Source organism: Cumulibacter manganitolerans, from assembly GCF_009602465.1.
GTDB lineage: Bacteria > Actinomycetota > Actinomycetes > Mycobacteriales > Antricoccaceae > Cumulibacter > Cumulibacter manganitolerans.
Map to the genome: position 1 here is coordinate 1 of NZ_WBKP01000099.1, position 4,203 is coordinate 4,203.

The 4,203-nt window shown below is 69.8% G+C and carries 4 protein-coding genes; 1 reads left to right on the forward strand and 3 read right to left on the reverse strand.

Going from position 1 to position 4,203, the window contains the following annotated elements; genetic code table 11:
• Positions 1 to 20: 20 nt before the first annotated feature.
• Positions 21 to 167: an Rv3235 family protein gene (locus F8A92_RS19410; protein ID WP_407643709.1), complete on the forward strand. Its 147-nt coding sequence runs from the start codon at positions 21 to 23 to the stop codon at positions 165 to 167.
• Here the strand turns inward: F8A92_RS19410 and secA are convergent.
• The 3 genes from secA to F8A92_RS18125 form a co-directional block, all read right to left on the reverse strand.
• Entirely contained in the window at positions 164 to 3,145 is a 2,982-nt protein-coding gene (gene secA / locus F8A92_RS18115; RefSeq protein ID WP_194291585.1) for a preprotein translocase subunit SecA, read from the reverse strand. The two genes, F8A92_RS19410 and secA, sit on opposite strands and share 4 nt — an antisense overlap.
• 49 nt (positions 3,146 to 3,194) lie before the next feature.
• The gene (hpf, locus tag F8A92_RS18120) at positions 3,195 to 3,842 is read right to left on the reverse strand and encodes a ribosome hibernation-promoting factor, HPF/YfiA family (RefSeq protein ID WP_153506582.1); all 648 of its coding nucleotides are present in this window, start codon (positions 3,840 to 3,842) and stop codon (positions 3,195 to 3,197) included.
• Between the two features lie 87 nt (positions 3,843 to 3,929).
• The coding region (locus tag F8A92_RS18125; RefSeq protein ID WP_267130060.1) for a ComF family protein at positions 3,930 to 4,203 on the reverse strand (274 nt) is incomplete at its 5' end.

Consider the following 4,203-nt stretch of genomic DNA (forward strand, 5'->3'; position numbering starts at 1 on the left):
CGCCGGCCGCGGCGCCGCGCGTGCGCGCGGTGCACCTGTGCCGGGTGCGCGACGGCGTGCTGGAGGCCACCGCGGTGATCCAGCACGGGCCGCACGTGCGGGCGATGAACGCCCGGTTCGTGGGGCTCGACCAGCGCTGGCAGTGCGTGAGCCTGCAACTCGTCTAGGCGGGCTCGGCGCCGTGGCAGCGCTTGTACTTCTTGCCGCTGCCGCACGGGCACGGACCGTTCTTGCTCGGCCCGGACTTCTCCTTGGTCGCCGGCGACGCGGCCCGGCGCGCCTGCGGTGTGCCGTCCTCCGACGGGCCGGAGAACACCAGCCCCTCCTCGGCAGCGGGGTCCGAGCCGTCGGCGCCGGCGCCACCGGCAGCGGCCGCCGGCTCGTCGGCCGCTGCCTTGGGCGACCCGGCGCGGCTCTGGATCACGCGGCGCTTCTTGCTGGGCTTGCGCGGCGCGGCCGGCGCCGGCTGCTCGTCCTCCGCCGCGGGCTCGGCGGCCCGCAACCGGCCCAGGGGCGACTGGCCGCCGAGCTGGGCGGCGCTCTGCACCGACACCGACGGCGCGGCGGGATCCTCGGTGATCTGCGTCTCGACGTTGAACAGGTAGGCCACGCTCTCCTCCTTGATGCCGTCGAGCATCGTGGAGAACATCTCGAAGCCCTCGCGCTTGTACTCCGTCACGGGGTCGCGCTGGGCCAGGCCGCGCAGGTGGATGCCCTCGCGCAGGTAGTCCATCTCGTAGAGGTGCTCGCGCCACTTGCGATCGAGCACCGACAGCACGACGCCGCGCTCGACCTTGCGCATCTGCTCCGCGCCGACCTGCTGCTCGCGCTCGTCGTACGCCGCCTCGATGTCGGCGACGATCTCCTCGCGCAGCGTCGCGGCGGTGAGCTTGGCCCGGCCTCCCGCCTGCTCGATGACGTCGTCCTGGGTGAGCTTGATCGGGTACAGGGTGCGCAGCGCGGTCCACAGCTGATCGAGGTCCCAGTCCTCCGCGTAGCCGGTCGCGGTGGCGGCGTCCACGTAGTCGGTGACCACGTCGCTGATCATGCCCTCGATCTGCGGGCGCATGTCCTCGCCCTCGAGGACGCGGCGGCGCTCGTCGTAGATGACGGTGCGCTGCTGGTTCATCACCTCGTCGTACTTCAGGACGTTCTTGCGGATCTCGTGGTTCTGCTGCTCGATCTGGGTCTGCGCCGAGCGGATGGAGCGGGTCGCCCACTTGGACTCGATCGGCACGTCGTCCGGCAGCCGCAGCCGGTTGAGCATGGCCTCGAGCATCTCGCCGTTGGAGCGGCGCATCAGCTCGTCGTGCATCGAGAGGTAGAACCGCGACTTGCCGGGATCACCCTGGCGACCGGCGCGACCGCGCAGCTGGTTGTCGATGCGGCGCGACTCGTGCCGCTCCGTGCCCAGCACGTAGAGGCCGCCGGCGTCGATGACCTGCTGGTGCTCGGCGGCCACCTCCTCCTCGGCGGTGGCGAGCTCGTCCTCCCACGCCTCCTCGTACTCCTCCGGCGTGTCGGTGGGGTTGAGGCCCCGTTCCCGCAGCCGGCGGTCGGCGATGTGCTCCGGGTCGCCGCCGAGCTTGATGTCCGTGCCGCGGCCGGCCATGTTGGTCGCGACGGTCACCGCGCCGAGGCGGCCCGCCTCGGCGATGATGTGCGCCTCCTGCTCGTGGTACTTGGCGTTGAGCACCTCGTGCGGGATCTGCTTGCGGGTGAGCATCTTCGACAGCAGCTCGGACTTCTCGACCGACGTCGTGCCGATCAGCACCGGCTGGCCCTGCTCGTGCGCCTCGGCGATGTCGTCGACCACCGCGGTGAACTTCGCGGACTCGGTCTTGTAGATGATGTCGGAGTGGTCGACGCGCTGCATCGGCCGGTTGGTCGGGATCGGGACGACGCCCAGCTTGTAGGTCTCGTGCAGCTCCGCCGCCTCGGTCTGCGCCGTACCGGTCATCCCGGAGAGCTTGTCGTAGAGCCGGAAGTAGTTCTGCAGGGTGATCGTCGCGAGGGTCTGGTTCTCCTGCTTGATCTCGACGCGTTCCTTCGCCTCGATCGCCTGGTGCATGCCCTCGTTGTAGCGGCGGCCCTGCAGGACGCGGCCGGTGAACTCGTCGACGATCAGCACCTCGCCGCCGCTGACGATGTAGTCCTTGTCCTTGCGGAACAGCTCCTTGGCCTTCAGGGCGTTGTTGAGGTACCCGACGAGCGGGGTGTTGACGGACTCGTACAGGTTGTCGATGCCGAGCTGGTCCTCGACCAGGGCCACGCCCTCCTCGGTGATGCCGACGGTGCGCTTGCCCTCCTCGACCTCGTAGTGCCGGTTCTTCTTCAGCATCGGGGCGATCCGGGCGAACTCCAGGTACCACCGCGGCGAGTGCTCGGCCGGTCCGGAGATGATCAGCGGGGTGCGGGCCTCGTCCACCAGGATCGAGTCGACCTCGTCGACGATCGCGAAGCTGTGGCCGCGCTGCACCAGTCCGTCGACCGAGTGCGCCATGTTGTCGCGCAGGTAGTCGAAGCCGAACTCGTTGTTGGTGCCGTAGGTGATGTCGCACAGGTACGACTCGCGGCGCTGCTCGGGCCGCTCGTTGGCCAGGATGGTGCCGACGGTCAGGCCGAGGAACTTGTGCACGCGGCCCATCCACTCGGCGTCGCGCTTGGCCAGGTAGTCGTTGGTGGTGACGACGTGCACGCCGTTGCCGGGCAGCGCGTTGAGGTAGGCCGGCAGCGTGGAGACGAGCGTCTTGCCCTCACCGGTCTTCATCTCGGCGACGTTGCCGAGGTGCAGCGCGGCGCCGCCCTGCAGCTGCACGTTGTAGTGCCGCTGCCCGAGGGTGCGGGTGGCCGCCTCGCGCACCGTGGCGAACGCCTCCACCAGGATGTCGTCGACGGTCTCGCCGTCCTCGAGGCGGGCACGGAACTCGTCGGTCTTGGCCCGCAGCTCGGCGTCGGTCAAGTCGGTGAAATCGTCCTCGATCGCCTCGACGGCGTCGGCGATGGTCCGCAGGCGACGAAGGATCTTGCCCTCACCAGCGCGGAGTATGCGTGCGAGTACCACGTGTGCTTTCAGTCCCTCGGTAGCTTCGATGGATGCGGCGCCGGGCAGCACGATGGCCGGGCAGCGGTGCCGCCCGACCATCGTACTTGGGTGCGCGTCTGGTGCTCGTGCTGTCGGCGCAATCGCCGCACTAGCTCGCGGCGCCGGCCTCCGCCAGCCGGATCACCCCGTAGTCGTAGGCCTTGCGCCGGTACACGACGCTGGGCTTGCCGGACTCGGCGCACGTGAACAGGTAGAAGTCGTGCCCGACGAGCTCCAGCTGCTCCACCGCCTCCTGGGCGGTCATCGGGATGCTGGGGTGCGTCTTGTCGCGGACGATCTGCCCGGGCAGGTGCTCGTCGGACTCGTGCTTGTCGCCCCGCTCGGCGTCGTACGACGCCAGCAGGCCGTCGATCTCGGCCGATGCGGCCGAGACGGCCTCGGCCTGACGTTGTGGATCACGGACGGAGTCGCCGTTGCGGCCGTGGTGGTTGCGGCGCCGCTCGGCGCCCTTGCGCATCCGCCGCTCGAGCTTGGTCGCGGCGTCGTCGAGGGCCGTGTAGAAGTCGCCGGCGGTGGCCTCGGAACGGATGACCGGGCCCTTCGTCTTGACCGTGATCTCGACGCGCTCGATCTTCTGCGAGAGGTCGTCGCCCTTGCGGTTCTTCTCGTGCGACAGCTCCACGTCGACGTTCATGAGCTTGCTGTCGTACCGGCCGAGCCTCTCGAGCTTCTCGGCGACGTGCTGCCGGAAGTGGTCAGGCACCTCCACTGCGCGTCCGTGAACGACAATGTCCATGGCGATCCTCCATTTGTCTTGAACGGATCCAACGGTGACAGGGGGCCCGTCACACCCTCACCGTATAGCCTGTGCGTTGCCCGTGCTTTACCGGCCGGCCACCTGTTTTTCGGTCTCCGCGACCACCGCGGCGCGGACGTCGGCGGCGCCCAGGGACCGCACGATCTCGGCCGCTCGGCCCAGCGTCGCGCCCGTGGTGACGATGTCGTCGACGAGCAGCACGCGACGCCCTGCCAGCAGCTCGCCGGCACCCCGTCGGGCGTACATCGCCTGGCGGCGAGCGAGGTGCCGGCCGGACGCCGACAGCCCCGCGGCGTCCGCGCCGGCCCGGCTGCCGAGCACGACGCCGACCGGCCGGTCG